Here is a 25,570-nt window from a genome sequence, read left to right on the forward strand (position 1 = left end):
CGGTCAGCCTCCGATGAGGGTGAGCGAGGTCCACAGTGCCACCACCGACAGCCCCAGGGCGGCAGGCACGGTGAACACACCGAGCCGGGTGAACTCGCCGAGTTCGACGTTACTGTCGTGTTCGTGCACGATGCGCCGCCACAGCAGCGTGGCCAGGGAGCCGGCGTAGGTGAGGTTCGGGCCGATGTTCACCCCCAGCAGGACTGCCAGGACCGCGCCCGGCCCGGACGGGGCGGTCAGCGGCAGCAGCACCAGCACGGCGGGCAGGTTGTTGATGACGTTGGCCAGCACCGCGGCCAGGGCCGCGATGCCGAACAGGGCCACCAGTCCCGTACCGCCCGGGATCAGGTGACCCAGCCCGGCCGCCAGCCCGTTGTCGACGACCGCGCGGACCACCAGTCCCAGGGCCAGGACGAAGGCGAGGAACGGCACCGCGGCGGCACGCACGATGGCGGTGGGCGTGGTGCGGCGCTGGGCCAGAGCCCGCACGGCGAGTACGAGGGCGCCGGCGAAGGCCGCCCACGCGGGGTTGACGTCCACCATGGAGGTGAGAACGAACCCGGCCAGCGTGCAGGCCACTGTGACCAGGGCGAACAACGGCAGTTCGCGTTGTTCGGCGGTGCGTGGGGCCTGAGCTCCCGCGTCCAGGTCGGTGGCGAAGAACAAGCGGAAGACCACGTACTCGGTGGCGATGGCCACCAGCCAGGGCAAGGCCATCAGGGCGGCGAAGCGCGTGAAACTCAGCCCGCTGGCGGCGAACGCGAGCAGGTTGGTGAGGTTGGAGACCGGCAGCAGCAGCGACGCGGTGTTCGACAGGTGGGTGCAGGCGTAGACGTGCGGTTTCGGCCGGGCACCGAGCCGGGCGGCGGTGGCGAACACCACCGGCGTCAGCAGCACGATCGTGGCGTCCAGACTGAGCACCGCGGTGATCGCAGACGCGGCTGCGAACACCTGCACCAGCAGGCGACGCGGGCGGCCCGCCGCGCTACGGGCCATCCACGCCCCGCACGCGTGGAACAAGCCCTCGTCGTCACACAGTTGGGCGAGGACCAGGACGGCCGCAAGGAACCCGATCACCGGCCCGAGCCGCTCCGCCTCCTCACGGGCGTGCCCCAGCGAGAGCGCCCCAGTGGCGATCGCCACACCCGCAGCCGGGACGGCGACAACCGCCTCCGGCCACCCGAACGGGCGAATGACGGCGCACGCCAGCACGGCCAGCAGCAGAACGACGGAGACTGCCTCCGCCACAGACGAGTTCACCACCTGATCTTCCCCCGCCCGCGACCGCCCACGCGACCTGTCGAAGGCGTTGGGCTGGGTGGCCAGACCGCCGGGTAGACGTGATGCTCGAGTCCCGAAGCCGGACTCCTCGGTCTGAAGAAGGTGCCCGTGTCGCGGGCGCGTGTGCGTGCTGCCATGTGATGGTGGCCCCTTGGCGTCCGATGCCGGCCTTTTGCTGACGCCCGAGGGTCCTCGATGCCTCTGACCTGGGAAGAACGGCCGAATCCGTGATATATGGAGGAAGTTCGCGGCCTGTAGACGAGGTGCGCTCGCGCGCGCCTCGGTGACGCACCATGGGCCGCCGAGCTGTGCTACGGTTCCGCTGTTGCAGTTGTGGTACCCATGAACCTATGTGCGCCTGACGGGAATGTTCCTCCTTCAGGCGCTTATTTGTTTTCCGGCGTCTCCGGATGGGGCCTCTGCCTATTGAAGGAGAAGGTCATGGCACAGGGAACCGTGAAGTGGTTCAACTCTGAAAAGGGTTTCGGCTTCATCGCGCAGGACGGCGGCGGTCCGGACGTCTTCGCCCACTACTCGAACATCGCGACCCAGGGCTTCCGTGAGCTGCAGGAGGGCCAGCGGGTCTCCTTCGACGTCACGCAGGGCCAGAAGGGCCCGCAGGCGGAGAACATCGTCCCCGCCTGATCCCGGACGCGTACCCGCTCGCCGGGGTCCGCACCGTCATGGTGCGGACCCCGGTTTGTGCTGTTTCCAGGAAGGCAGATAACCGCATGTCCCGCAGGTCCCAGAAGCCGAACCGGCGCGCCTCGTCGCCCCGACCGTCCGCGTCGTCGCCGACGGAATTCCGGCTGCCGGAAAGCACGACACCCGCACTTCCCGCCGTCGAGGACTTCGCCGGTCTGGACATGCCCGCGGGGCTGCTGAAGACCCTCACCACGCAGGGCGTGACCGCCCCTTTCCCCATCCAGGCCGCCACCCTGCCCAACTCGCTCGCCGGCCGTGACCTGCTGGGACGGGGACGCACCGGTTCCGGCAAGACCCTCGCGTTCGGGCTGGCGCTGCTGGCCCGCACGGCCGGACTGCGTGCGGAGCCCAAGGCACCCCTCGCCCTCGTGCTGGTACCCACCCGTGAACTCGCCCAGCAGGTGGCGGACGCGCTGACCCCCTACGCGACGGCGGTGAACCTCCGGCTGGCCACCGTGGTCGGCGGGCTGTCCATCACCAAGCAGGCCGGTGCGCTCCGGCGCGGTACCGAGGTACTCGTGGCGACGCCCGGCAGGCTCAACGACCTCGTGGAACGCGGGGACTGCGTGCTCGACCACGTACGCATCACGGTGCTGGACGAAGCCGACCAGATGACCGACATGGGCTTCCTGCCGCAGATCACCAAGGTGATCCAGCAAGTGCGGCCCGACGGACAGCGCATGCTGTTCTCGGCCACCCTGGACCGCAACATCGACCGCCTGGTGCAGCGGTTCCTGACCGACCCCGTGGTGCATTCCGTGGACCCGTCCGCGGGAGCGGTGACCACCATGGAGCACCACGTGCTCCACGTCCAGGACGAGACCGACAAGAAGGCCGTCACCACGCGCATCGCGGCCCGTGACGGCCGGGTCATTCTCTTCCTCGACACCAAGAGGTCCGCCGACCGCCTGGCCAAGCGGCTCCTGGCCGTCGGTGTCCGCGCGGCGGCACTGCACGGAGGCCGCTCCCAGCCCCAGCGCAACCGCACCCTGGAACAGTTCAAGAACGGCCAGGTCACCGCCCTGGTGGCGACGAACGTCGCGGCCCGGGGCATACACGTCGACGACCTCGACCTCGTCGTGAACGTCGATCCCCCCACCGACCACAAGGACTACCTCCACCGGGGCGGCCGCACGGCCCGTGCCGGCGGTTCCGGAAGCGTGGTCACGCTCGTCCTGCCCGATCAGAAACGGGACGTCACCCGGCTCATGTCGGACGCGGGCATCCGCCCACGGACGGCCCGCATCACGTCGAGCGACGCGGAACTGGCCACCATCACCGGCGCCCGCGAGCCGTCCGGCGTGGCCGTCACCATCGAGGTCCCCCAGCCGGCGACACCGACGGCGTCCCGCCCGGACCGCAAGCCCGACACCAAGCCCGGCGGGCGGTCCGGCCGCCGACGCCGAAACGGCGGCGGGGCCAAAGCGCCGACAGGTGCTGCCACCGGGACGGGGGGCCGGGGCTCCGACCGCCGGGCGGGATCCGGCGATGCCGTCGGCGCGGGCGGCCGCAGCTCCGACCGCCAGTCCGCGGCCGGTGCGGCGACCGGCGCCGCCTCCGGCCAGGTTGTCCGCGGATCCGGCCGACGTGCGGCGGCCGGCGGAGCCACGGGTGGCACGGCCGGGACCGGAGGCCGCCGCTCCGACCGCCGAGGCGGCCGCCGCACCTCTGCCACCCGTGCCGCATCAGGCAAGGTCGGCCCTGGTGACCACTTTTCGTAGGAGTTCGTCCTGGGCGTGCTTGTCGCGACCACGCCGAGTACGAGTCATTCGTCACCCACCAACTGGGTGAGGAAGCCGGAGTCCGGCGTGTGGTCTCCCACCTCGCCATGCCCGAGCTGCCTCGCGGGTGTACGGACCGCGAGGCAGCCAGGCGCGCGATCGGTGGATCAGCCTTGGACGACGAACGTCTTGGCCTTACCGGAGCGGCTGGAGCAGGACTGCTTCTCCTCAGCGGTCATTTTCCTGGACTTGACGACCACCGCGTTGCTCTGGCCGTCCGTCCCGTTCGGGGCAGGCCCGGTGATGACGTCGGGGACGAACCAGAAGTAGTGCCCCCATTTCCGGTCGTCGTAATGGGTCTGCCAGGTGCCGGAGACGGTCTGCATCACCTGCGCACGGGAGATCCAGCCGACTTCACCGGGTTTCACCGTCATGTTGACGGAGCTGGTCTCCGAGTGCGTGCTCGACCAGGTGTGGCTGTAAGTCGCCGTCACGCTGAGATCGATGATGTCCGCGATCTTGCCGCCGACGGTCACGGACACGCCCGCCGAGTCCGTGGAACCGACCGTGTCGGACCAGGTCATCGACTGGGTGGCAGGCGAGGTGCTGCAGTTGTAGAGCGAGTCGGAGACCCGGTGGAAGTCTCCGAGATACGCCTGGCCCAACTGCGGGTCGTTGAAGGTGCACTTCCCTGCACCCGAGTCGCAGTCGGCTATGAGCTGCGCCCGGGTGGGCTGGTCATCGGCCGAGGCCGGAACGGCTATCGCCGCGACCATGCCCAGGGCAGCCGCTGAGAGCGCCAGCATTCGTCCGCCGTGGCGCATCCTGCGGTCGTTCGCCATACATGTGCCTTTCACTGTGCATGAGGGGGGGGTCGGCGATCGCAGGTAGAGCTACTGAAGTTGCCGCGATCACCGCCTGTTGCGATCCAGGAGACGCAACAACTGACGTGTCTACAGCACCAGTTGTCCGTTCGGAAAGGTCGCCGTCACATTCAGACAGCCGACGGGCCGAAAATGCCGGAGACCCGCCGGTCACTGGTGGGCAGTTTGGCTGGCCGCCGACGAGGCGGTGGCGGTGAACCCGGCGAGCATGACGAGCGCGGGGACCGGGTGGGTCGCACGGTCGCTGCGGCTGGTCGCACGGCGTACGGCGGGTACCCGCACTCGGCGCTACAGCAGCAGGCCGAAGCCGCTGACGGCGGGCCGCCGATACTCAGCATCAGGACTCGTGGAGCTGGCTGGAGCGGGTGGTGAAGCCGAAGCGGTCGTTATGCGTCATCAGCGGCGCGCATCGCGGCCAGTCGGCACAGCGCGGCCTCGACGGGAGCGGTGTCGCCCGCGGTCACGGTGCGGTACTCCGGGTGCAGGCGCAGGGCGATGCGGGGACCACGGGCGACGCTGCCCGTGAGGGGACAGCAGCCGCCGCCGACCTGGACCTCGGAGTGGACCTGGTCGGCGAGGCCGGCCGCCTCGCGGGCGTGGCCGACGGTCCGCTCAACCCCGCGCCGCAGGACGAGGGCAGCGGGGCCGGTCCGCACGACCTTGGGATTCACGCGCCGGGAGCGCGGACAGCAACCCCATCACGGTCAGGGCGCCGATCACCTTGCCGGCAGACTTCCCCGGTGCATGGCGAGCATCATCACCAGAGCCGATCTCCCGGCCTGGAAGAGGAACACAAGGCCTCCCACTTCAAACCAGTTCGGGTTGTGGTTCCGGTTGCAGCGCTGGTGCGGCCTTCGGTTCCCACAGTCTGGTGGTTCGTACGTAGCCGTAGACCACTGAGGTCATCGCCAGAATGAGAAGCGGTCCAAACAGGTAGGGATACCTGGCCATTTCCATCGGCAGGTAGCGATATGCCACCAGGAGCGTAGCGAAGACCGTGGTGCCGTAGGCGACCAGCCGGATTCCCGCCCGGTCCCAGCCACGGTCGAGCGCGCGCAGAGCTGTCTCGATCGTGAGCGCGAACACCACGCCGGCAATGAGATCCACGCCGTAGTGGTAGCCGAAGCCCAGCGTCGCGCCGAGTGTGGCAATCAGCCAGAACGTTCCTGCGAATCGCAGAGCCCGCGGACCCTTGCGGGAATGGATGAAGATCGCGGTGGCCCACGCCGTGTGCAGGCTGGGCATGCAGTTGCGAGGGGTGATCGAGTCGTACGGCACCGGGTGCGGGGGGTTGATCGGCGGTGGCGTGTCCGGCCACAGGTTGGCCACCGCCCAGTGCACGCCGCCGGTGCCGGAGGCGCCCGGACCGTAGGCGAAGACCGGTCCGACCACCGGGAAGAGCATGTAGACGGCCGGCCCGAGGAGGCCGATCGCCAGAAACGTGCGCACCAGATGATGGCGCGGGAAACGGCGCTCGGCCGCCACGTTGCGCAGCTGGTACAGCGCGACGACGACCGCGGCCACCGCAAGCTGCGCATAGACCCCGTGGAGAAGATGGGTGCCGATCGGGCTGGTGGCCCTGACCATCCGGCCTACCAGCCACGACGGGTTGCCCAGCGCGTGATCGGCGGTCGCCACGTACGGGTCGAGCACCAAAGGGCGGGTCTTCGACGTGATGAGCAGCCAGGTGTCGCCGGTCTTGCGGCCGGCCACCAGCAGCAGGCCCAGCCCGACACCCTTCAGTAGCAGGACACGTTCCCGGCCGGTACGGCGTGTGACAGCGATGACCGCACAGCCCAGCATCACCCACAACGCGCCGTTGCCGAAGAAGTGGTCGGCGGGCGTCTTGGCGTCGACCGCCCACCGCACCAGCACGAAGACGACGTCGATGCCGATCGCGGCACCAGCCGCGATGAACCGTTGCCGCCAGGTGAGCACCACCATCATCAACGCCATACCGGCGTACAGCGGCCCCGGCTTGGGGGCGAATATCACCTCTTTCGCCTGGTTGGTCATCGGTCCCGGTACGCCGCCGCAGCGACGCGCGGCGACCTCCAGCGTGATGAGGAGTCCGAGGGCCACCACACCCGCCATGGCCCACAGCATCGCCCGTGGTTGACGCCACGCGGCGGACACAGTTCTGCCGTTTATTCGCGAGAGCACCCGCGAGACTTTAGGTATCAATTGTTCGGCCGATTTGTTAGATGTCAGTCATATAGGTCACTTTTCATGCCGGACAGCATGGTTTTTCCGGTGAAGCACGGGCGATGAGGGCGCGCTCGTCGAGAGCCGATCATGCCATCGGAGCGGTGCCGGTGGCTGCGCTGGTGACGGGCGGGACGAAGGTCACTCGATGCGGTGCGGGAATGAGCCTGTCCCGGAAGGAGCCGTGGCGGGCGGGCATTCCGAGCAGGGCGGCGTCCTCGTCGGTCATCGAGTCGGAGCGGTACGGCTCCGGGGCAGGGCTGCCGATCAGGCCTTGGGCGGTCGCCGACGGCGTTGATGGCAGCGCTTTCACCGAACCGGTGCATCCGCTTCCAGGACGTGCGGCGCGGGCGGGGTGTGACCGGTGCGTTCACGAAGCGCCGGGGCCTGCGGCGGAAGCGTACGGAGAACGCGGCACTGAGCGCGTACGCGGCGTCGGTACATGCCCGGGCGCCGCACTCCTCATCCGGACGGCCCGGCGGGGGTCGAAAGCGGGCTCGGCCCGGACGACCGTGCATGCTCGGGCAGCATGCACCGAGTACCCGTCGTCGTCCGGGCCGGCTCGCGCGGATCAGGTGGTGTGTCGGTGCGTCAGGAGACGTTGACCGCGCTCCAGGCGGCGGCCACGGTGGCGTACTCGGGGCTGGTGGCGCCGTAGAGGTCCTTCGCCGCGTTCAGCGTCGCGATGCGGGCGCCCTTGTAGTCCGTGGTGGAGGTCATGTAGACGGTCAGCGCCCGGTACCAGATGGCGGAGGCCTTCTTGTTGCCGATGCCGGTGACGGTGGAGCCGTTGCAGGTGGGGCTGTTGTAGGAGACGCCGTTGATGGCCTTGGCGCCGCTGCCCTCGCTCGCGAGGTAGAACCAGTGGTTGCCGACGCCCGAGGAGTAGTGCACGTCGAGCCGGCCGACCGACTTCGACCAGCAGTCGGCGGAGCGGCCGTCCAGGGACGGCTTGTCGAAGCGGCGCAGCCACGGCGGGGTGGACTGGTCGCTGAAGAGGTAGTCGGGGGTGTCGACCGGGTTGTTGGCGTACCACTCGACCATGGTGCCGAGGATGTCGCTGGTGGCCTCGTTCAGGCCGCCGGACTCACCGCTGTAGCGCAGGTTGGCGGTGGCGGAGGTGACGCCGTGGGTCATCTCGTGGCCCATGGTGTCGAGGTCGACCTGCTCGGGGTCGGTGCTGCCGTTGCCGTCGCCGGTCATCATGCAGAAGCAGGCGTCGGACCACTGGGCGTTGTCCCAGTTGGTGCCGACGTGGACGAAGACGGTGGCGCCGCGCCCGTCGTTCTTGATGCCGTTGCGGCCGAAGGTCGTCTTGTAGTAGTCGAACGTCTCCGCGGTGTTGGCGTGCGCGTCGACGGCGGCGGTGGCACGGTCCGTGGAGAACTTCCTGCCGTCGCCCCAGATGTTGTCGGCGTCGGTGAACAGGGTGCCGGACGTGCTCTTCAGGGACGAGGACGAGATGTTGTGCGCGTCCTTGGTGACGTGGCCGCGCAGCGGGTCGATCAGGGCGAAGGTGCCGTCGGCCTGCTGGGTGGTGTCGATGCTGACGTCGCCGGTGTACTCGGAGTGGCCGGTGCCGGTCGCCTCGTGCTCCACGTCGTAGTTCTCGATCGCCGCGCCGGTGTTGGCGTCGGTGACGAAGACCTCGCCGTGCGGCTGACCCTTGTCGCCCAGGCCCTGCACGGTGGTGCGCCAGGCCAGGCGGGGGGTGCCGTCGGCGGCCCACACGATCAGCTCGGGGGTGGTCCTGGCGTTACGCACCAGTCCGTGCGAGCGCTTCAGGGCGCCGGCCGCGGTGCCCCTGGCGTCGACGGCAGGGGTGACGGACTTCAGCGCCACCTTGTGGGCCTTGGCGCGGGTGGATCCCTTGAGCGAGCCGTCGGCCTTCTGGTGGACGACGAAGTCGCCGCCGACGACGGGGAGGCCGTGGTAGGTCCGTTCGAAGCGGACGTGCTGGGTGCCGTCGGCGTCGATCACGACGTCCTTGACGTGGAGTCTTTGGCCCGCGCCGAAACCGAAGGTGTCGGCGTGCCGGGTCACGTTCGCCTTGGCCTGGGATATCGCCGTGTCGCGGACGGAAATTCCGCCCTTCACCGCGTTGGTCTGCGAGTGCGCGGGTACGGCCATCGCGCCCGTGGTGATGACGCCGGCTGCGACCATCGCGGAAAGAGCAAGAAGGGGACGGGGCATGACTGGGTGATTCCTTCGCTCGTCGTGGGGTGACGACGTCCTGGGGGACGTTGACGCGAAGTGTTCACCAGGTGACATGTTCCTGACGTGACTCCATCTGGGATATAACCCCAGAGCTATAGGGCAGGGGGAACCGTGGCCCGGCCGGTCACGTACCCTCGCCGAGGGCGAACTCCTCGCCCCCGTCCTGCCACCAGGCCAGGTACTGCGGCCGCTGCCGCACCAGCGACAGATAGGCGGCCAGAACACGCGCGCCGGCCGCGTCGGCGAGCTCGGGCGGAACCGACTGCGTGTTCCAGGCCAGCAGCAGCCGCCGGTGGAACGGGACGTCCACGAGCGGCCGTTGCACGGTGCCCTGGGCGGGGACATCGGCGGTCGGCCATATGCCGCAGACGGCACGGCGGCCGGCGACCAGGATCTGCGCCACCGACAGATCCGGCGTCACATGGGCGATCCGCGGCGTGAATCCCGCCGACCGACAGGTGAGATGAAGGTACGCGTGCACGCCGCTCTCGTCAGCCTCCGGCATGACCCACTCCTCGTCCGCCAGCTCATGGAGACTCACCATCTCCTGGCGTGCCAGCGGGTGGTCCTCGGCGAGCAGGACGAAGACGGGCTCGCGGAGCAGTGTGCGCGTCGCCACCGACTCGCCGGCCGGAAGGGGGAAGCCCGGAAACTCGCCGAACACCGCGATGTCGCATTTCGACTGGCTCAGCGATTTCACCAGGGTGTGCACGGAACGGCGGGCGTCTATGGTGAGCCGGCGTTCCGGGACGAGTTCGAAGAGGGCCGAGACCAGCAGGGACACCAGAGGGCCGGCGGTTCCGCCCGCCCTCAGCGGCGCGGCCGCCTTTCTGTCCGCCTCGGCTGCCGATCGCGCGTACTCGCGCAGCCGGTCGAAGCCGACGACGAGGTCACGGGCGCAGCGAAGGACGTACTGCCCGTGCTCGTTCGGCTTCACCCCGTCGGCGCTGCGGATGAAGAGCGGGCCGCCCAGCTCCTGTTCGATGCGCTTCAGTTGAGCGCTCGTGGCCGGCTGCGAGAGCTGCAGCCGCGCGGCGGCCCTGCGGATGCTGCCGGCCTCGGCGACAGTGAGCAGGATACGGAGGTGCCGGAACTCGAGGTGCATGAACATTCCCCGCTCAGCGCGGGGGACGCCTGCACCCCCGTGACCTGCAGAACCAGTTGCCCGACGGCATGGTGACCAAGAGTCTGACGGACCGGTGGGGGCGGCAACCATGGGACGGTAAAACCTGCGTGCGAACTCCCCGGCGTTTCACCGGTATCACGGTGCCGGTCCGCATATATCGGCATGACTCACCAAGCTGCTGGCCGTGCTCGGCGAGGTGCTGTCCAACGCAGGCTTTTGTCTCCTGCCGATGCTCCGACGAACGAGAGCCCCGGATCGCAGCGGTCCGCCCGGCGGCAGAGGTTGCGCCGGGCGGACGGTGGGCTGGACCCGGGTACGTCAGGTCAGGTGGAGCGCTGTGGCATGCAGGGGCCGACTCGGGCGCGTACCGCCTCGATGGCCTCCCACTGTTCGGTGTTCAGGAGCGCCAGTGCGGCGGGGAAGACGCCGTCCTGCTCCTTGAGGATGTGGTCGCGCAGCAGATCGAGTGCCTCGATCAGCCGTCCTGGCCAGTCCGGATCCGTCAGGAACGGTCCGTCCGCCTCGGCCAGCACTGCCTCGATGCGGCGGTGCTCGTCCTCCAGCGCGGCGATCTTGTCGGGGAAGTCGGCGGCCATCGCCGGGAACAGACCGTGCTCCTCCACCTGGGTGTGGGGGGCCAGCACGGCGGCGATCTCCCGGGCCAGCTCCGCCATGTACGCGATCTTGCCGTCACGGTGGGCGTCGCGCACCTGGCTGATGAGGTTCACCACCGTCTCGTGCTCCATGGTCAGCTGGTCGATGGACTCCAGTGCCTGGCAGCCGCAGTACTCGCACATCGAGTGCTCTCCTCCTGATCAGTGAGCCTGGACCGTGGGGACGCGCCGGGTGAGCGCGTGGCGCACGCCGGTGCCGGTGAAGACCAGAGCCGTGGCGGCCACCGCCGCGAGCAGCACCAGGCCGAGGGCGTAGGAGCCGTAGGCGCCGTACAGCGAGCCCATCACCAGCGGCGGCAGGAAACCCCCGAGGCCGCCCGCGGCGCCGACGACGCCGGTCACGGAGCCGACCTTGTCCGCCGGGGCGAGCAGCACGACCAGGGCGAAGACTGCGCCGCTGCCCGCGCCGAGCGCGGCGGCCATCGCCAGGAACGCGATCGTGCCCACCGGCGCCAGATCCGGCGTGAACGCCTGGACGAAAGCTCCGGCGAAGACCACGGTCAGTGCCACGGCCAGTACCCGCACCGGACCGATCCTGTCCGAGAGCCAGCCGCCGACCGGCCGCATCGCGACGGCCAACAGCACGAAGCCGGCCATCCGGTTCGCGGCGTCCGCCTGGGTCAGGCCGTATCCGGTCTTCAGGTAGGTCGGCAGGTAGACGGAGAAGGCGACGTAGCCGCCGAAGGCCACCGCGTAGAGGGCTGACGCCTGCCAGGTGATGCCGAGCTTCAGGGTGGCGGCCAGTCGGCGGGTCAGCGGTTCGGCGGGTACGTCTCGGCCGGGCGCGTCCCGCAGGACGAGGGCGGCCACCACGGCGTAGATCGCGAGTACCGCGGCGGTGAGCAGGAACGGGTCGGCCATGCCGTGCGCCTTCACCAGCTTGACGGTGGTCAGGGCGCTGATCGCGGTGCCGCCCATACCGGCCCCGAAGATACCGATGGCGAGGCCGCGCCGCTCCGGCGGGAACCAGGCATTGACGAAGGGCACTCCGACCGCGAAGGCGGTGCCGCCGATGCCGAGGAAGAACCCGCCCATCAGCAGCGCCGCGAGCGAGGAGTGCCCGGCCAGACCGAGGTAGAGCACCGGCACGGTGGTGGCCGCCGAGACCAGCGGGAACATGACGCGCCCACCGAAGCGGTCGGTCAGCGCGCCCACCGGGACACGGCCCAGCGAGCCGACCACCACGGGCACCGCCACCAGCAGCGACTGCTGGAACGACGACAGCCCCAGGTTGTCCTTGAACCGCGGGCCGAGCGGGCTGAGCAGCGCCCAGGCCCAGAAGTTGACGGCGAAGCCCACCGTGGCCAGCGCCAGCATCAGCCAGGCCTGGCCGGACACGGGCGCGGTCGGTGCCGGTGCCGGTGCCGGTGTCTCGTTCTGCTTCCTCGACGGCTGAAGCATGCCGCCCGTCCCTTCGTTCGCAGTGGTGCGGCCCCGGGCCGGAGCCGGGAGCGCAGGGCCTCCGGCCGCGCGGTGCGGCCCGAGGCCCACCGCCACTATTCGCGTGGGAGACACTCCGCGGGGTGGGCCGTACGGCCTCATCCCCCGGTCCAGCAGTCCCCGGTTCCCCCGCCGACCGGACCCCGGGCCCTCGTACGAGGCTGCCGGCATGCCCCGGCTGTGACAGCGGACGACGGGACAGGGGCCGTACGGCCCTAACGTGCCCCGCTCCTGCGAGAGACCATGGACGGATGATCCACCAAGACGGCTTCCGCGCGCTCGATCGGCGGGAGTGCCTGCGCCTGCTGGCGAAGGTTCCGGTCGGCCGTGTCGTCTACACCCGGCAGGCACTGCCCGCCGTGCTCCCGGTCAACTTCTCCGTGGACGACGACTCCTCCGTGCTCCTGCGCATCTCAGCGAGCTCGGACCTCGTCCGCGCCATCGACGGCGTCGTGGTGGCCTTCGAGGCCGACGACTTCGACGTCGCGACCCGGTCGGGCTGGAGCGTGGTCGTCACCGGCCGGGCAACCGTGGTGACCGACCCTGCCGAACATGAACGGCTGTCCCGGACCGGTCCGCGCTCCTGGGTGGTCACGGACGAGGGAGTCTTCGTGCGCGTCGAGTCGGAGATGGTCACGGGCCGCGAGATCGCCGGCACGCGCGCCCCTGACTGACCGCGGTGCGGCCGGCAGGCGCCCGTCCCGCAGCAGCGGGGAAGCGGTCGGCGGGGGCCGTGGGTTCTGGGAAGTCGGCCCCGTAGGCGTCATGGACGCGTTGCGTCGGGTGTGTGGCCGACCAGACCCGCTCGTGCAACTGCTCGAGCAGCGTGGCGAGACGTACGCCGGGTGCCACGGCGAGCAGCGGGAGGGCGAGCCCGTTCTCCTCGGCCACGTGGTCTTCGAAAAGCACCTGGAGGGCGCGGGCGTCGGCGGCGGTCGCAGAAGGCGACGAGGCCGGAGTGGATCTTCTCCGCGGCACTGGGATCGCGGTCCGCGGCCGTGAGCAGCATCGCCACACGCCCGGCCGACTCGTCTGCCGCACGCGCTCCAAGGTCGCCGACGAGGTGCAGCCGGCTGCACCACAGGTCCGGTCGTGCACTCCCTCGTGGCGAATCACAGCAAGCGGGATCGTTGACTTACGCAAGTTCAGCGACGCCCCGCCGGGGAGTCCGCGCCCGTCCCCGAAAAGCCCCCGTGAAGAAGCTGCTCTCCTCCCGTCCGGTCCTGTGGTTTCTGTTCCTGTTCAACCTCGCCGTCGCCGCGGCCGCCCCCTTCGCCGTCGACGGCACCCAAGGGGTGACGACCAGCGTCGGCATGGGTGTCGTCTCGCTCGGCGCGGGCATCGCCCTGCTGCGCGGCCGGACGCAGGGACAGCACATCTGACCCTCCGGTCGGCCGCAGCCGCACCGGTCCGCCGAGCCGGGCGATCGGGACCCAGATCGGCCGGCCACAGACCGGGGCGCTTGAGCGGAGACGCCCCCGCCGCGCCGAACCCGTGGGGGTGAAGGGGATGTGCCGGACGCACGGCACCGAGGACGTGAAGACCGGCAACGTCAACTCCTCGGCTGTCGCGGCGAAGTCGGAGGAGGCGGACCTCGACTTCAGCGTCCCGGACCCGGACGTCCACCGGCCCGGGTGACCGCACTCCACGGTGTCCCGCCAGCACTCCGTCCCTGGCTGCGCGGACGGTGATCAGCCCGTTCGGGTTCTCCTCCGTACGTCTTGTTCCGAGTACGCCGGGAGTCGTAGCAAGACCGCCCTGCAGATGGATTCGTTCACCTCCGTGGACACGAAATGGTCGTACCTTCCAGGAAGTTGACGGAAAGGAACGGCCATCGTGCGGATAGGACGCATCGCGCCCTTGCTCGCCGTGGGGGTCACGGCAACGCTGGTCCCCGCCCTCGCCCCGGCTCAGGCATCCGCGGCGGAACCGCTGAAGAGATTCGAGAACCAGAGGCCCGCGTGGCACAGATGCGACACGTCGCTGCCCGCCGCGTACCAGTGCGCGACGATCAAGGTGCCGCTCGACTACAGCCGACCCGGCGGCAGGACGATCAAGCTGGCCATCTCCCGTATGAAGACCAGTGTCCCGGGCAGGCGGCACGGCGCGATCCTCTTCAACCCCGGCGGTCCGGGCGGCGAGGGCCTGGACATGCCGGTCATGATGAAGGAGGCGATGCCCAAGAAGCTCCGCGAGCAGTACGACCTGATCGGGTTCGACCCGCGCGGTGTGGGTCGCAGCAGCCCTGTCACGTGCGGCCTCACGGACAAGGAGCAGAACACCGAACACCCGTACCACCCGCGGACGTTCAGCCATGACGTCAAGTGGGCCCGGACCGTGGCCGACAAGTGCCGGGCCAAGAACGGCGACAGGCTTCCGTACATCACCACCCGCAACACCGCCCGCGACATGGACGTCATCCGTGGCGTGCTGGGCGAGAAGAAGATCTCTTACCTGGGCTACTCCTACGGTACGTACCTGGGCGCCGTCTACGCGCAGATGTTCCCCGAGCGGACCGATCGCTTCGTGCTGGACAGCGCGGTCGACCCCGCACGGGTCTGGCGCGGCATGATCCAGGTCTGGGCGGAGGGTACGGAGCCGGCGTTCACGCGCTGGACGAAGTGGACCGCGCAGCGCCACCGGACCTACCAACTCGGCGACACACCGGCCAAGGTGAAGAAGACCTTCTGGGACCTGGTCGCCCGGGCCGACCGCACCCCCATCGACAACGGTGGTGAGAAGCTCACCGGGGACGACATCCGCGCCTCCCTGCGTCCCGTGTTCTTCAGCCCCAAGTACGCGGCCGAGGAGGTCGTCGACCTCAAGAAGGCCGCAGGCGGCCATGCGGTCTCCCGTCGTTCCCCCGCAGCGGACGATCAGCAGGGCCCGCACCGGTCCGGGGCTGCCGCCGCGCAGCCGCCGGCCGACAACGGCACCGCCGCCTTCTGGACCGTGGTCTGCGGCGACACCGCGGCCTGGCCGCGCGACCCCGAGCAGTACCGGCGTGACGCGGTCCGGGACAAGGCCAAGTACCCGCTCTACGGCGACTTCGGCTCCAACATCACGCCCTGCGCGTTCTGGGACAAGCCGGCCGAGCCCGTCACCGCGGTGGACAACAACGTCGGCGTGCTCACCGTCCAGAACCAGTGGGACCCCCAGACGCCCCTGGTCAGCGGCCTCGGCATGCACCGCGCTCTGAAGGGCTCGCGCATGGTGTACGTCAAGGGCGGCGAGGGCCACGGCGTCTACTCCACGGATCCGGGCTCCTGCGCCGACCGCACCATCAACGCCTACCTCAGCAGCGGCAGACTGCCGGCGCAGGACGTCACCTGCAAGCCGTCCGGCCGCCGGAGCCCCGGTGTGAACCAGCGCGTCGTCCCGATGCCGCAGAACACACCGCAGGCACCCCGCTTCTGACGCGCCTCGCCGAGGCGTGATGCCACCGTTCGGTGCCTGGTGGACACCGGTACCAAGTGGCGCACGGTGACGACCGGCTGCACGCCAGGATCCGCGAGAAGCGGGGCCGGGCGCGCAGCCGGTGGCGTGTGCGGCGTGCGATCGGCCGACCGTGCCCGTACAGAGTTCAGGCCGAGCGACCTGCGGATGATTCACGTAGCGACATCCTATTGACATGACTTTTGATGGCGGTGGCTGCTGCGCGGCATACGACGGTGACCGTCGGCAACCTGGACCGCGACGGGACGGCCTCCGAGATCCCGCCGGTCCCGGTGGACGTCGTCAACGGCCTCGGCGCCGGCGACGCCTTCGGCGGTGCGCTGTGTCACGGGTTGCTGTCCGGCTGGGACACCCGACGCACGGTCTCCTTCGCGAATGCCGCCGGCGCCACCGTCACAAGCCGGCTGTCCTGCTCCGACGCGATGCCGACCGAGACCGAGGTGGAGAAGGTCAACGCCACCACACCCCACGACTTTCTCCGAGAGGTGTGACGAGTTGCTGTCCGACAACGTGGGCCGAATGTGGGCCGAATCGCGTCCGCCCGGGTCGACGATCCCGGCGCCATCGCGGCAGCGGCAGTGCGCCGCGTGAAGGCGACCTCGATGCTGGGCGAGCACGGCAAGGCGTTGATCACCGCTGCGGACCATCCGGCGCGGGGCGCCAACGGCGTGGATGGTGACCCGAGCGCCATGGCGGACCGCTTCGAGTTGCTGGAGCGGGTGTGCACCGCCCTGGAGCGGCCGGGCGTGACAGGGGTGTTGGCCACCGCCGACATCCTCGAAGACCTGCTGCTGCTCGGCGTCCTCGACGGCAAGAGCGTGTTCGGCTCGATGAACCGCGGCGGCCTTGCGGGGTCGGTGTTCGAGATCGACGACCGGTTCACCGGCTACGACGCCGAGACCATCGCCGCGATGGGCTTCGACGGCGGCAAGATGCTCACGCGTGTCGCCTTGGACGACCCGGCGACTCCGTCTGCTCCGGTGGACACCGCCCGCGCCGTGAACGAGCTGAATGTCCGTCAACTGATGGCCATGGTCGAGCCGTTCGTCTCGGCATGGCAGGACGGGAAGATCCGCAACGACCTCTCCCCCGAGGCCGTCATCAAGTCGATCACCATCGCGTCGGGGCTGGGCCGCCGTACCGCCTATACCTGGTTGAAGCTGCCGGTCGTCGACGACATGGAGCGCGTCCTCGCCTCGTCCACGCTGCCCGCGCCGCTGCTGGGCGGCGAGGTCACCGACCCTGACGCGGACTTCGCCTCCTGGGGGCGCGCGCTCAAGCCCCCCACGGCACAGGGCCTGGTCGTGGGCCGCTCGCTGCTCTATCCCTCGGACAGCGATGTCGCCGGTGCGGTGGACCGAGCGGTGAGCCTGCTGTGATCTCCGCGAACAAGCACCATCCGCCGAAGGGCACTTCGACCGACGACCCCTACGACATCCTGGTCACGCCAGAGTGGGCGGGCTGGGGATACTCCGGCCGCAGGATCCTCACCCTGAGGCCGGGTGAGGCGCACCCGCTGCCACCGGCGCCTCCGAGTTCCTGGTGCTGCCGCTGACGGGCTCGCGCACCGTCACCGACGAACACCTGGCCGCCTGGAAGTGAGCAGCCACATCGCAGGGTCGCCATAGTAGCCATGTACGGTATCCGTCATGAGCAAGACATCCGAAGGGGCCACCCCGGGTTTCCTGGTGTGGCGGCTGTCGATGAAGTGGCGGGTCGCCGTCGACCGGGCGGTGGCCCCGCTGGGCCTCACCCACGCCCAGTACTCGCTGGTGGCGTCGCTGTACGGCATGCAGCGCTCCGGTGACCGGCCCAGCCAGCGGCGCCTCGCCGACCACACCGGCCTGGAACCGCTGTACGTCTCCAAGCTCGCCCGCAGCCTGGAGTCCGCCGGGCTACTGGAGCGCGCCAAGGACCCGCGCGACCCCCGCGCGGTGCAGCTCGCGCTCACAGAGGAGGGGCTGGAGACCACCCGGCGGGCGATCGACGTCGTCCACGGTCTGCTGACCCAGCTGCTGGAGCCGCTCGGCGGGCTGGACAGCGCCCGGACCCGGGAGCTGACCCGCGACCTGGCCACACTGCTCGACGCACCTCTGGACCCGGCCGCCACCGGCGCCGAGTAGTGGAATATTGAACTACCGCGCTCCGTTGTGGCCGTCGAAGGAGGTCACGAGTGGAGACGCAAGTGGAGACCACGTACTACGACCACGGCACCCCCGCCGAGCGCTGGGAGCGCGCGCAGCAGTTCTTCGCCGCCCAGGACTACGCGGGCGCCGCACGGGTGCTGGCCGGCCTGGTCGAGGAGGTGCCGGAGCAGACCGGCCCCCGGCTGCTGCTGGCCCGCGCCTACTACCACTCGGCCCAACTGCGCCGCGCGGAGACCGAGTTGCGGCTCATCGTGGAGCGCGACCCGGTGGAGCACTACGCCCGGCTGATGCTGGGCCGCACGCTCCAGCGGCAGGCGCGGCACGACGAGGCGGACCAGCACCTGCGGATCGCCTCCGCGCTCGCGGGTGACTTCCCGGACTCCCCGGTGGAGTGAGCGGCCCGTACGGGGCCCGGTTTCCTTGGGGGCCGGGCCCTTCGCGCGTCTCAGGTCGGCCGACGGACCGTCCGCGTGACCAGCAAGTAGCTCTCGCCGAGGCGGCGACTGCGGGTGAAGCCCGGCTCTCGAACATCGCCGGGGTGCCGTTGCCCAGGAAGGGTGCATGAAGTAGCTGGTGATCCGCGAGTCCGGCGGCACCGCTCCTAGGGTGACGGCCGAGCCAGAAGCGGGTCACGGGGGCGGGAGCCAGCGGGGCGGCCACCCGGCGCGGGACGGGGCCGGTCGTGACGGGTGCGGCGAGGGTGGGGGCCAGGGTGCCGTGGGACAGGAGCGCCGACTTGCCGATCGCGCGGGCGACCGTACGCCGGTCGCCGACCGCGCGGGCCGCCTCCTCGTCCGCCCAGCGCTCGGCCGTGTGGACGACGGCGGTGCGCAGCGGGCGCGGGAAGGGGTTGGCGAGGGCGGCCACGTGGGCGGCGAGCAGATGGCGATGGTGGCGGGCGGCGAGGTAGGCGCGTTCGTGGGCGAACAGGGCGCGCCGTTCGGCCGGGCGAGCCCGTCCAGCAGCGCGGTGGTGACGAGGATCCGTCCCCGGCCGCCAGGCGGGGCGTAGGCCTACGGCGCGCTGTCGGGCAGGACGGCCACCGTCGGTACGGCCAGGGCGGCCAGTGCGCGGTGGGCCCGGCGGGTGACCCGGTGGCGGCGCCACAGCGTGTGGGACCATCAGCAGGGCCAGGCAGAGCGTGCTGCACACGGCCATCGGGCGGCGACCGCCGTGTGCAGCCGGGTGGCGGTGCGCGGGTGCAGGTGCACCTCGGCGAGCCGGGCGGCCGGCCAGGCGGACAGCGGCGGCACCGGCGGCAGGAAGACGAAGACCCCCATGGGCGGTCAGGCTTCCGTACCGCCGTCGCCGGTGTGCGGAGTGTGCCCGTTGTTCACCGAGCCCGGCTCGGCGGCCTCCAGCAGCGCCCGCAGCACCTGTTCGTCGCCGGGCGGCAGGCCGGTGACGAAGCTCGCCAGGACGGCCTCGCGGTCCCGTTCGCCGTCCAGCAGACGGCGCATGCGCAGGGCGGCGAGCCGGGCCACGTCGGCGGTGGGCGTCCACAGGAAGGAGCGGCCCTGCCGCTCGCGGGCGACGACGTCCTTGGCGAGCAGCCGGGTGAGGATGGTGACGACGGTGGTGTAGGCGAGGTCGCCGCCGAGGCGCTCCTGCACCCAGGCGGCGTTGACCGGCCCGTCCGCCTCGCGCAGCGCGCCGAGGACCTGGCCCTCCAGTTCGCCCTGCCCGCGCCGCCGGGCCCGGCCGCCGTCCCGCGCCATGTCCCGCTCTCCCCCTATTTTTGTCGCTCGGTTCGCCTCCGGTGCGCCGGAGACGCTGTCGAGAGCCCGATCGTGCTCAGCCCTGCGGGCCTTGGCGCTCCCCCAAGCTCGAACACGCTCGCGCGGGAGAGACCCCCATGGCCTCTCGACACCGACGCGCCCCTTCGGCTCACTCGCTGCGCCGGCATCGGCGTGTCGGGCCACGCTACTTCACGCCGGCCGTGCTCCCGTACGTGCGGCGACCGCGGCGGTGCGCGATCTCGCCGAGGACGATGTCGACGGCGATGAATCCGGCCAGCGGGATGCCGAGCAGCGGCACGGAGTAGCCGAGTACGGCGATCACCGCCAGGGCCGGCACGAGGAGGTACGGCGGCACCTGTGCCCAGGCCCCGCGCGGGATCGGCCTGCCGAAGGCGGAGCCGCGGCCGCGCTGCCACCACATGCGGTAGCCCCACACGATCAGCAGGATCAGGGCGAGCGCGAGCAGAGCGAGGGCGATCTGGTTGACGAGGCCGAAGAGGACGCCGGTGTGCAGGTCGATGCCCCAGCGGGTGAGCTTGGCGAGCACCGGGTAGTCGGCGAACCGCAGTTCGTCGGTCACCTTGCCGGTCGCCGGGTCGACGGCGACGGAGTCCTGCTTCTCCGGCCAGCTGCGCTGGACCTGCTTGACGACGTAGGCGCTGTTCGCGTCGGCGGGCGGCACGATCTCCACGGGGTCGCCGAGCCCCTTGGCCCGGGCCGCCGCGAGCACCTTGTCGAGGCCGACCCCGTGCCCGGCGTCCCCGCGGTTACCGGCCGCCGTGCCGTGGCCCGCGTGCTCGCCGCCGGCCGCGGCCGCGGAGAGGGACGGGGTGGCCTGGCCGAACGAGGTGCGCAGTTCGTCGATGTGGGCGCCGGCGTACGTCGACCAGGTCAGGCCGGTCGCCGACAGGAACAGGAACCCGGCGGCGGTCCAGACGCCGACCGTGCCGTGCAGGCCGAGGGTGCGGCGCCGCCCGCCGGTCCCGCGCACCTTGCGCAGGGCGCGGCGCCGGGAGAACCAGAGGACCAGGCCGCCGCCCGCGATCACCCACAGCCAGCTGGCCGCCAGCTCGCTGTAGAGCCGGCCGGTGTCGCCGAGGTGCAGGTCGCGGTGGAGTTCGTCGATCCAGGCGCGCAGGGGCAGCGCCCCGGTCGCGCCGTACTGTTCGAGCGCCCCGCGCACCTTCCCGGTGGAGGGGTCCACGAACACGGCGAGGGTGTGGTCGGGGTCGACGCCTTCGACGCCGGAGAGCAGTACCCGGGTGGTCGCACCGGGTTCGGGTGCGGGCCGTACCGCCGAGACGGTGCCCTCGGGGTGGGCCTTGCGGGCGGCGGCGACCTGGGCGGAGAGGGGCAGTTCGCGGTCCCCGGCCGGAACGGTCAGTTCATGGTCGTACACGAGTTTCTCGGCCTGGAACGAGCCCGCGTACAGCAGGCCGGTGACGGCGGCGACCAGCAGGAAGGGGGCGACGAGCAGGCCGGCGTAGAAGTGCAGGCGCAGTACGAGGGGGCGCAGCGGGGTCCAGCGGCTCGGGGAGGGGGCCGGGGCGGGCGGTCCGGGTGTCTCGTCGGTGGCGGGCGAGGGAGCGGTGGACATCGGCTGGCTTCTCCGGGGGAACTCGGGTCGGAAGCGGGGCGGTCCAGTAGTCGGATCGCGAAGGGCCCGAGTTCCCCGGAGTGTTGGTGACCTGTGCCACGGGGTGCGGCAGGCGGGCATGGCATCCTGACGCGATGGCACCTCCCAGTGATCGCGCCCTTCTCGCCGAGCGGGTCGAGGAACTCCTCGCGGCCGGCGGCCCCTTGCCCATCGTCGCGGCAGGCCTCCCGGTACTGCGCCAGGGCACCGAACCGTACGACGGTCAGCTCGGTCCCGCTCTGCTGGACCGCTTCGTGGAGGCCCTGCGCGTCACCATGCACGCGGCCCCGGGCGTGGGTCTGGCAGCGCCGCAGGTCGGCGTGCCGCTGCGGATCGCGGTGATCGAGGATCCCGCGCCGGTGCCGGAGGAGGTCGCGCTGGCCCGGGGCCGGGTGCCGCAGCCTTTCCGGGTGCTGGTCAACCCGTCGTACGAGCCTGTCGGTACCGCCCGTGCCGCGTTCTTCGAAGGCTGCCTGAGCGTGCCGGGCTGGCAGGCCGTGGTGGCCCGGCACGCCGAGGTGCGGCTGCGCGGCCAGGACGAGCACGGCCGCGCGCTGGACGAGGTGTTCACGGGCTGGCCCGCGCGCATCGTCCAGCACGAGACGGACCACCTCGACGGCATGCTCTATCTCGACCGGGCCGAACCGCGTTCCCTGTCCACGAACGAGGCGGTGGCCGCCCGCTGGGGGCAGCCGACCCCGCACGCGGCGGCCGAGGCGCTGGGCTTTGAACTGCCCTGAGCGGACCGGTCAGTTGTCCCGGTAGGCCTCCAGCAGCCGCAGCCACACCTCGCTGAGCGTCGGATACGACGCGACCGCGTGCCACAGACGGCCGACCGGGACCCGGCCCGCCACCGCGACGGTCGCGGAGTGGATCAGTTCGCCGACGCCGGGGCCGACGAAGGTGACACCGCGCAGGATCTCCTTCTCCAGGTCGACCACCATGCGGGCGCGGCCCTTGTAGCCGTCGGCGTACAGGCCGGCCCCGGCGACGGAGGAGAACTCGACGTCGACGGCGCGGACGCGGTGGCCGGCCTGTTCCGCCTCGGCGAGGGAGAGGCCGACGGCGGCGGCCTCCGGGTCGGTGAAGACGACCTGGGGCACGGCGTAGTGGTCGGCGGTCGCGGCGTGCGCGCCCCAGGGCTCGTCCAGCAGGGGGTTGCCCGCGGCCCGGGCGGCGATGGCGGCGCCGGCGATACGGGCCTGGTACTTGCCCTGATGGGTGAGGAGGGCGCGGTGGTTGACGTCACCGACCGCGTACAGCCAGTCGGTGCCGTCGACGAGGAGACTGTCGTCGACGGCCAGCCAGGAGCCCGGCTCCAGGCCGACGGTGTCGAGGCCGATGTCGTCGGTGTGCGGGACGCGGCCGGTGGCGAAGAGGATCTCGTCGGCCTCCAGGCGGTCGCCGGTGTGGGTGACGGCAACGACGGTGCCGTTCTCGCGGGCGACGGACTCGACCGTGGTGCCGGTGCGGACGTCGACGCCCGCCTCGGTGAGGGCCTCGGCGACCAGTTCCCCGGCGAACGGCTCCATGCGGCCCAGCAGGCCCTTGCCGCGGACCAGCATGGTGACCTGCGAGCCGAGGGCCTGCCAGGCGGTGGCCATCTCGGTCGCGACGACACCGCCGCCGACCACGATCAGCCGGCCGGGGGCGGCCTTGGCGCTGGTGGCCTCGCGGCTGGTCCAGGGCTTGACCTCGGCCAGCCCCGGCAGGTCGGGCAGCTGGGCGCGGGTGCCGGTGCTGACGGCCACGGCGTGCCGTGCGGTGAGGGTGGTGACGCTGCCGTCGGGGCCGGTCACGGTGACCGTGCGGGGGCCGGCGAGGCGGCCCTGGCCGCGGTACAGGTCGGCGCCGATGCCGTCCAGCCAGCGGATCTGGCCGTCGTCCTGCCAGTGCGAGGTGTACTCGTCCCGGCGGGCGAGGACGGCGGGCGTGCCGAGGGGGCCCTGGACCGCCTCGCCCAGGCCGGGCAGGCGGCGGGCGTCCGCCTGGGCGATGACCGGCCTGAGCAGCGCCTTGCTGGGCATGCAGGCCCAGTACGAGCACTCGCCGCCGACCAACTCGCTCTCCACTACCGCGGTGGTGAGGCCGGCCGCACGGGTGCGGTCGGCGACGTTCTCCCCCACGGGCCCGGCCCCGAGCACCACGACGTCGTACGCGATGGATTCCGTTTCCGTCATGGAGTCAGTCTGGTGGGTGGTCGGCGCGGGGGCCACACGGATACACGCGCGGGACACGGCCGTGCACGCACGGAACAGGCGTGGAACACGCATGGAACAGGCATGGAATAGGCGACCGCATCGCCGTGTTTCCGCCGACGGCACAAGCCCCCACACCAGGAAGAGGGATCACGCCATGAGCAGCACTGTGGAGCTGACCAAGGAGAACTTCGACCAGACCGTCACCGAGAACGAGTTCGTCCTCATCGACTTCTGGGCCTCCTGGTGCGGGCCGTGCCGTCAGTTCGCGCCCGTGTACGAGAAGGCCGCCGAGGACAACCCCGACCTGGTGTTCGGCAAGGTGGACACCGAGGCCCAGCCGGAGCTGGCCCAGGCCTTCGGCATCCAGTCGATCCCGACGCTGATGATCGTCCGGGACCAGGTCGCGATCTTCGCCCAGCCGGGCGCCCTGCCCGAGGCCGCCCTCGCGGACGTCATCGGACAGGCCCGGAAGCTGGACATGGACGAGGTCCGCAAGAGCATCGCCGCCCAGCAGGCACAGGGCGAGTGACGCCCGGGCGGCAGCCCTGGACAGCCCTTGTCGGCTCTTGGCAGCCCTAGAAGGGGTACGGCGCCACGTCGCCGCGTACGGTCGTCCAGCGCAGCTCGGTGAAGGCCTCCAGGTTGGCCTCGCCGCCGAAGCGGGCGCCGATCCCGGACGCGGCGACGCCGCCGAACGGGGCCACCGCCTCGTCGTTCACCGTCTGGTCGTTGATGTGGACGATCCCGGTCGGGACGCGTTCGGCGAGGTCCAGGCCGCGTGCGGGGTCCCGGGTGACGATGCCGAGGGAGAGGCCATAGGCGCTGTCCGACGCGAGCGCGGCCGCCTCGTCGACGGTGGCGAAGGAGCGGACCGGGGCGACCGGGCCGAAGACCTCCTCGGCGTAGGCGGGGGTGTGGTCGTCGACGCCGGCCAGCACGGTCGGCCGGTAGAAGAGCCGGTCGTGGGTGCCGCCCGCGGCCAGTCTCGCGCCGCGGGCGGCGCTCGTCTCCACCAGGCCGTGGATCTTGGCGAGTTGGCCCGCGTCGATGACAGGGCCCAGGTGCACCCGGTCGCGGTACGGGTCGCCGACGGCGAGCGAGTCGGCCTTGGCGGCGAGCCGTTCGACGTACTCCTCGTAGAGGGAGGCGTGGACGAGGTGGCGGCCGGTCGTCATGCAGATCTGGCCCTGGTGGAAGAAGGAGCCCCAGGCCGCCGTGGATATCACCGCGTCCAGGTCGGCGTCCGCCAGCACGATCAGGGCCGAGTTTCCACCGAGTTCGAGGTGGGCGCGCTTGAGGTGACGGCCGGCCAGCTCAGCGACGGCACGGCCCGCCGCCGTGGACCCGGTGAAGGAGATGACGGGGACGAGCGGGTCCTCGACCAGCGCCTGCCCGACCTCGGCACCGCCGGGCAGCACGTGCAGCAGGTCCTCCGGGAGGCCCGCCTCGGCGAGGACGGCGGCGAGCGCCAGTCCGCCGCAGACCGCGGTGCGCGGATCGGGTTTCAGGACCACCGCGTTGCCGAGCGCGAGGGCGGGGGCGACGGAGCGGACGGAGAGGATCAGCGGGGCGTTGAACGGCGCGATCACGCCGACCACCCCGGCAGGGGCCCGGCGGGTGTACGACAGCCGGGGCGCCTCGCTGGGCAGCACCTGTCCGGCGGGGCGGGAGGCGAGGGCGGCCTCGTAGCACTCCTGGGCGGCGACATGCAGTTCGAAGTCCGCCTTGCCGGGGACGGACCCGGCCTCGCGGACCAGCCAGGTGCGCAGTTCGTCGGCGTGCTCGGCGAACAAGTCGCCTGCTCTGCGCAGCACTTGGGCTCGCACGAAGTGCGGTGTGCGGGCCCACTCCCGCTGGGCGGTGCGGGCGGCCCGGGCCGCCGGGGCGACGTCCTGGGGCGCGGCGAGGGCGAGGGCGGCGAGCGCGTCGCCGGTGGCGGGCTCGGTGACGGTGTACTCGGGCCCCGCCGGGGTGCGAGTCTGCCAGGTCTTCGGGTCGAGCAGCGGCATGTCGGCTCTCCGATCGGTCGCCGGGCGGTACGACTCGGCGCGCGGGCCGGGTCCGGGGACGCGCCTGTCGAGTGGAGCGCGGCCTGATTTGCCGAGCGCAGCCCTGTTTTGTTGAGCGCGAAACTACAT

The 25,570-nt window shown here is 71.1% G+C and carries 24 protein-coding genes and 2 pseudogenes; 12 read left to right on the plus strand and 14 right to left on the minus strand.

Annotated features, from left to right (window positions below; all coding sequences use genetic code 11):
- Window positions 1–3: 3 nt before the first annotated feature.
- Complete coding sequence (locus tag ACWC5O_RS05490) at window positions 4–1,260, minus strand: SLC13 family permease (protein ID WP_450582483.1); 1,257 nt, start codon at window positions 1,258–1,260, stop codon at window positions 4–6.
- 462 nt (window positions 1,261–1,722) lie between these two features.
- On the opposite strand from ACWC5O_RS05490, the gene ACWC5O_RS05495 reads away from it, so the two are divergent.
- Together ACWC5O_RS05495 and ACWC5O_RS05500 are read left to right on the plus strand one after the other, a co-directional pair.
- Entirely contained in the window at window positions 1,723–1,926 is a 204-nt protein-coding gene (locus ACWC5O_RS05495; protein ID WP_020943502.1) for a cold-shock protein, read from the plus strand.
- Between the two features lie 86 nt (window positions 1,927–2,012).
- Window positions 2,013–3,707 (plus strand): DEAD/DEAH box helicase, encoded by a 1,695-nt coding sequence (locus tag ACWC5O_RS05500; RefSeq protein ID WP_450582485.1) that lies wholly within the window; start codon window positions 2,013–2,015, stop codon window positions 3,705–3,707.
- A gap of 167 nt (window positions 3,708–3,874) precedes the next feature.
- Here ACWC5O_RS05500 and ACWC5O_RS05505 read toward each other — a convergent pair whose 3' ends face one another.
- The 8 genes from ACWC5O_RS05505 to ACWC5O_RS05540 form a co-directional block, all read right to left on the minus strand.
- A complete protein-coding gene (locus ACWC5O_RS05505) occupies window positions 3,875–4,513 on the minus strand; it encodes a hypothetical protein (RefSeq protein WP_450582487.1) in 639 nt (212 codons plus the stop codon).
- A gap of 464 nt (window positions 4,514–4,977) precedes the next feature.
- Window positions 4,978–5,262 (minus strand): hypothetical protein, encoded by a 285-nt coding sequence (locus ACWC5O_RS05510; RefSeq protein WP_450582488.1) that lies wholly within the window; start codon window positions 5,260–5,262, stop codon window positions 4,978–4,980.
- A 136-nt stretch (window positions 5,263–5,398) separates the two neighbouring features.
- Window positions 5,399–6,697 (minus strand): phosphatase PAP2 family protein, encoded by a 1,299-nt coding sequence (locus ACWC5O_RS05515; protein ID WP_450582489.1) that lies wholly within the window; start codon window positions 6,695–6,697, stop codon window positions 5,399–5,401.
- Between the two features lie 187 nt (window positions 6,698–6,884).
- Window positions 6,885–7,025, minus strand: coding sequence for a hypothetical protein (locus ACWC5O_RS05520; protein WP_450582491.1), 141 nt, complete (start codon window positions 7,023–7,025; stop codon window positions 6,885–6,887).
- Window positions 7,026–7,387: 362 nt separating this feature from the next.
- Complete coding sequence (locus ACWC5O_RS05525; RefSeq protein ID WP_450582493.1) at window positions 7,388–8,989, minus strand: M4 family metallopeptidase; 1,602 nt, start codon at window positions 8,987–8,989, stop codon at window positions 7,388–7,390.
- A gap of 148 nt (window positions 8,990–9,137) precedes the next feature.
- Window positions 9,138–10,118: a LysR family transcriptional regulator gene (locus ACWC5O_RS05530; protein ID WP_450582495.1), complete on the minus strand. Its 981-nt coding sequence runs from the start codon at window positions 10,116–10,118 to the stop codon at window positions 9,138–9,140.
- A gap of 344 nt (window positions 10,119–10,462) precedes the next feature.
- Window positions 10,463–10,936: a hemerythrin domain-containing protein gene (locus ACWC5O_RS05535; RefSeq protein WP_450582497.1), complete on the minus strand. Its 474-nt coding sequence runs from the start codon at window positions 10,934–10,936 to the stop codon at window positions 10,463–10,465.
- 18 nt (window positions 10,937–10,954) lie between these two features.
- Window positions 10,955–12,214, minus strand: coding sequence for a nitrate/nitrite transporter (locus ACWC5O_RS05540; protein WP_450582499.1), 1,260 nt, complete (start codon window positions 12,212–12,214; stop codon window positions 10,955–10,957).
- Window positions 12,215–12,504: 290 nt separating this feature from the next.
- Here ACWC5O_RS05540 and ACWC5O_RS05545 point away from each other — a divergent pair, with 290 nt between their 5' ends.
- The 8 genes and pseudogenes from ACWC5O_RS05545 to ACWC5O_RS05580 all read left to right on the plus strand — a co-directional run bounded on the left by ACWC5O_RS05545 (window position 12,505) and on the right by ACWC5O_RS05580 (window position 18,251).
- Window positions 12,505–12,927, plus strand: a complete 423-nt coding sequence (locus ACWC5O_RS05545; RefSeq protein ID WP_450582501.1) for a pyridoxamine 5'-phosphate oxidase family protein — start codon at window positions 12,505–12,507, stop codon at window positions 12,925–12,927.
- Window positions 12,928–13,446: 519 nt separating this feature from the next.
- On the plus strand, window positions 13,447–13,635 hold the full coding sequence (locus ACWC5O_RS05550) for a hypothetical protein (protein WP_450582503.1): 189 nt from the start codon (window positions 13,447–13,449) through the stop codon (window positions 13,633–13,635).
- Window positions 13,636–13,762: 127 nt separating this feature from the next.
- Window positions 13,763–13,891, plus strand: coding sequence for a hypothetical protein (locus ACWC5O_RS05555; protein WP_450582505.1), 129 nt, complete (start codon window positions 13,763–13,765; stop codon window positions 13,889–13,891).
- Window positions 13,892–14,089: 198 nt separating this feature from the next.
- Complete coding sequence (locus ACWC5O_RS05560; RefSeq protein ID WP_450582507.1) at window positions 14,090–15,670, plus strand: alpha/beta hydrolase; 1,581 nt, start codon at window positions 14,090–14,092, stop codon at window positions 15,668–15,670.
- A gap of 236 nt (window positions 15,671–15,906) precedes the next feature.
- A pseudogene (locus ACWC5O_RS05565) lies at window positions 15,907–16,200 on the plus strand (PfkB family carbohydrate kinase); the annotation flags it as partial.
- A gap of 30 nt (window positions 16,201–16,230) precedes the next feature.
- Window positions 16,231–17,088, plus strand: a complete 858-nt coding sequence (locus tag ACWC5O_RS05570) for a Cgl0159 family (beta/alpha)8-fold protein (RefSeq protein WP_450582509.1) — start codon at window positions 16,231–16,233, stop codon at window positions 17,086–17,088.
- Between the two features lie 270 nt (window positions 17,089–17,358).
- Window positions 17,359–17,832 carry a MarR family winged helix-turn-helix transcriptional regulator gene (locus ACWC5O_RS05575; protein WP_450582511.1) on the plus strand — a complete coding sequence of 158 codons (474 nt, stop codon included), beginning with the start codon at window positions 17,359–17,361 and terminating at the stop codon, window positions 17,830–17,832.
- Between the two features lie 62 nt (window positions 17,833–17,894).
- Window positions 17,895–18,251, plus strand: a complete 357-nt coding sequence (locus ACWC5O_RS05580; RefSeq protein ID WP_450582766.1) for a tetratricopeptide repeat protein — start codon at window positions 17,895–17,897, stop codon at window positions 18,249–18,251.
- A gap of 223 nt (window positions 18,252–18,474) precedes the next feature.
- Here ACWC5O_RS05580 and ACWC5O_RS05585 read toward each other — a convergent pair.
- The 3 genes and pseudogenes from ACWC5O_RS05585 to ACWC5O_RS05595 all read right to left on the minus strand — a co-directional run.
- Window positions 18,475–19,136, minus strand: a pseudogene (locus tag ACWC5O_RS05585) (M56 family metallopeptidase); the annotation flags it as partial.
- A gap of 6 nt (window positions 19,137–19,142) precedes the next feature.
- Window positions 19,143–19,574: a BlaI/MecI/CopY family transcriptional regulator gene (locus tag ACWC5O_RS05590; RefSeq protein ID WP_450582512.1), complete on the minus strand. Its 432-nt coding sequence runs from the start codon at window positions 19,572–19,574 to the stop codon at window positions 19,143–19,145.
- Between the two features lie 205 nt (window positions 19,575–19,779).
- A complete protein-coding gene (locus tag ACWC5O_RS05595) occupies window positions 19,780–21,192 on the minus strand; it encodes a PepSY-associated TM helix domain-containing protein (RefSeq protein WP_450582514.1) in 1,413 nt (470 codons plus the stop codon).
- A gap of 134 nt (window positions 21,193–21,326) precedes the next feature.
- Here ACWC5O_RS05595 and ACWC5O_RS05600 point away from each other — a divergent pair, with 134 nt between their 5' ends.
- On the plus strand, window positions 21,327–21,971 hold the full coding sequence (locus ACWC5O_RS05600; RefSeq protein ID WP_450582516.1) for a peptide deformylase: 645 nt from the start codon (window positions 21,327–21,329) through the stop codon (window positions 21,969–21,971).
- A gap of 9 nt (window positions 21,972–21,980) precedes the next feature.
- Here ACWC5O_RS05600 and ACWC5O_RS05605 read toward each other — a convergent pair whose 3' ends face one another.
- Window positions 21,981–23,411, minus strand: a complete 1,431-nt coding sequence (locus tag ACWC5O_RS05605; protein ID WP_450582517.1) for a dihydrolipoyl dehydrogenase family protein — start codon at window positions 23,409–23,411, stop codon at window positions 21,981–21,983.
- 175 nt (window positions 23,412–23,586) lie between these two features.
- On the opposite strand from ACWC5O_RS05605, the gene trxA reads away from it, so the two are divergent.
- Window positions 23,587–23,961, plus strand: a complete 375-nt coding sequence (gene trxA / locus ACWC5O_RS05610; protein ID WP_450582519.1) for a thioredoxin — start codon at window positions 23,587–23,589, stop codon at window positions 23,959–23,961.
- A gap of 46 nt (window positions 23,962–24,007) precedes the next feature.
- Here trxA and ACWC5O_RS05615 read toward each other — a convergent pair whose 3' ends face one another.
- The gene (locus tag ACWC5O_RS05615) at window positions 24,008–25,441 is read right to left on the minus strand and encodes an aldehyde dehydrogenase family protein (protein ID WP_450582521.1); all 1,434 of its coding nucleotides are present in this window, start codon (window positions 25,439–25,441) and stop codon (window positions 24,008–24,010) included.
- Window positions 25,442–25,570: the final 129 nt, after the last annotated feature.

The sequence above is a fragment of the Streptomyces sp. NPDC001450 genome (assembly GCF_053597295.1).

What these genes read in the sequence shown, in the direction of transcription:
- ACWC5O_RS05590 (WP_450582512.1), bottom strand. Translation starts at nt 19,574, where the DNA reads ATGGCGCGGGACGGCGGCCGGGCCCGGCGGCGCGGGCAGGGCGAACTG.
- ACWC5O_RS05540 (WP_450582499.1), bottom strand. Translation starts at nt 12,214, where the DNA reads ATGCTTCAGCCGTCGAGGAAGCAGAACGAGACACCGGCACCGGCACCG.
- ACWC5O_RS05535 (WP_450582497.1), bottom strand. Translation starts at nt 10,936, where the DNA reads ATGTGCGAGTACTGCGGCTGCCAGGCACTGGAGTCCATCGACCAGCTG.
- ACWC5O_RS05615 (WP_450582521.1), bottom strand. Translation starts at nt 25,441, where the DNA reads ATGCCGCTGCTCGACCCGAAGACCTGGCAGACTCGCACCCCGGCGGGG.
- ACWC5O_RS05530 (WP_450582495.1), bottom strand. Translation starts at nt 10,118, where the DNA reads ATGCACCTCGAGTTCCGGCACCTCCGTATCCTGCTCACTGTCGCCGAG.
- ACWC5O_RS05515 (WP_450582489.1), bottom strand. Translation starts at nt 6,697, where the DNA reads ATGCTGTGGGCCATGGCGGGTGTGGTGGCCCTCGGACTCCTCATCACG.
- ACWC5O_RS05525 (WP_450582493.1), bottom strand. Translation starts at nt 8,989, where the DNA reads ATGCCCCGTCCCCTTCTTGCTCTTTCCGCGATGGTCGCAGCCGGCGTC.
- ACWC5O_RS05520 (WP_450582491.1), bottom strand. Translation starts at nt 7,025, where the DNA reads ATGACCGACGAGGACGCCGCCCTGCTCGGAATGCCCGCCCGCCACGGC.
- ACWC5O_RS05495 (WP_020943502.1), top strand. Translation starts at nt 1,723, where the DNA reads ATGGCACAGGGAACCGTGAAGTGGTTCAACTCTGAAAAGGGTTTCGGC.
- ACWC5O_RS05505 (WP_450582487.1), bottom strand. Translation starts at nt 4,513, where the DNA reads ATGCTGGCGCTCTCAGCGGCTGCCCTGGGCATGGTCGCGGCGATAGCC.
- trxA (WP_450582519.1), top strand. Translation starts at nt 23,587, where the DNA reads ATGAGCAGCACTGTGGAGCTGACCAAGGAGAACTTCGACCAGACCGTC.
- ACWC5O_RS05545 (WP_450582501.1), top strand. Translation starts at nt 12,505, where the DNA reads ATGATCCACCAAGACGGCTTCCGCGCGCTCGATCGGCGGGAGTGCCTG.
- ACWC5O_RS05555 (WP_450582505.1), top strand. Translation starts at nt 13,763, where the DNA reads ATGTGCCGGACGCACGGCACCGAGGACGTGAAGACCGGCAACGTCAAC.
- ACWC5O_RS05600 (WP_450582516.1), top strand. Translation starts at nt 21,327, where the DNA reads ATGGCACCTCCCAGTGATCGCGCCCTTCTCGCCGAGCGGGTCGAGGAA.
- ACWC5O_RS05605 (WP_450582517.1), bottom strand. Translation starts at nt 23,411, where the DNA reads ATGACGGAAACGGAATCCATCGCGTACGACGTCGTGGTGCTCGGGGCC.
- ACWC5O_RS05575 (WP_450582511.1), top strand. Translation starts at nt 17,359, where the DNA reads ATGAGCAAGACATCCGAAGGGGCCACCCCGGGTTTCCTGGTGTGGCGG.
- ACWC5O_RS05595 (WP_450582514.1), bottom strand. Translation starts at nt 21,192, where the DNA reads ATGTCCACCGCTCCCTCGCCCGCCACCGACGAGACACCCGGACCGCCC.
- ACWC5O_RS05500 (WP_450582485.1), top strand. Translation starts at nt 2,013, where the DNA reads ATGTCCCGCAGGTCCCAGAAGCCGAACCGGCGCGCCTCGTCGCCCCGA.